The following is a 970-nucleotide window of genomic DNA, read 5'->3' as shown; positions in this document are numbered from 1 at the left end:
TCAGCTGGACGATGCGGCCCCCGGCACCCGCACGCAGCTGCAGTTCGCGTCGCGACAGGACCTGGCCGAACACCTGCATCTGCGGTTGGACCACCCCCGGCGCGACCGTGACCAGCCGCGCGGCATAGACCTGTTCGGCAGGGGCGCGCACCGCGGGTCCATCCCCGTCCGGCGTCACCGCACGCCACAGGATCCCCGCGGCCATCATCAGCAGGGCCAGCGTCAGGAAGGTTAGGAACAGCCCCAGAAGGCTGCGGGACAGGAAACGCATGCGGATGGTCCATCTATGGGATGGCCGGGATAGCGCATGATGGGCAAACGAAACCTAAACGGAAAGCGATTCCAGTCGCGCCTGCAGCGACAGAAGGTCCGCCCAGGCCTCGCGCTTGGCGGCGGGGTTGCGCAGCAGATAGGACGGGTGCGTCATGGGCAGCGCAGGTCGCCCGAACGCCTGCACCCACTGGCCGCGCAGGCGCAGGATGCCGCGTTTCTCGATCGCCGCCTGACAGGCGATGTTGCCCATCAGCACGATCAGGTCGGGCGCCACCAGATCGACATGGCGGCGCAGGAACGGCAGGCTCACGGCAATTTCATCGGGCTCGGGGTCGCGGTTGCCGGGCGGGCGCCACGTCAGGACGTTCGTGACATAGAAGGCGCGTTCCGCATCGACCCCGTCGCGCGACAGCCCGATGGCCGCGAACATGCGGTCCAGCATCTGTCCCGCGCGCCCCACGAAGGGGCGGCCCTGCCGGTCCTCCTCGTCGCCCGGCGCCTCTCCAAGAATCAGGACGCGGGCCTTGGGATTGCCATCGGCAAAGCAGAAATTGCGGGCGCCCTTCTTCAGCTCGATCCCGTCAAACCCCTGCTGGGCCTCGGCCAGCGCGGCCAGGGTGCCAGCCCCGTCGGCCAGTGCCTGCGCCAGGGCCACGCGGCCGGCCAGATCGTCGTCGGCGGGCGGCGGCGGGGCCTG

General features: G+C 69.7%; 1 protein-coding gene and 1 pseudogene. Both read right to left on the bottom strand.

Features of this window, described 5'->3' with window-relative positions:
- Positions 1–271 (bottom strand): annotated as a pseudogene (locus TW83_RS18565) (efflux transporter periplasmic adaptor subunit); the annotation flags it as partial.
- 54 nt (positions 272–325) lie between these two features.
- Positions 326–970: uracil-DNA glycosylase (locus tag TW83_RS18560; RefSeq protein ID WP_045984268.1), on the bottom strand; the 645-nt coding region annotated here is incomplete at its 5' end.

It is taken from the genome of Paracoccus sp. S4493, from assembly GCF_000967735.1.
GTDB classification, from domain to species: domain Bacteria; phylum Pseudomonadota; class Alphaproteobacteria; order Rhodobacterales; family Rhodobacteraceae; genus Paracoccus; species Paracoccus marcusii.
The sequence above is the reverse complement of the archived record's forward strand: the minus strand, read 5'-3'. Positions and strand labels throughout refer to the sequence as shown.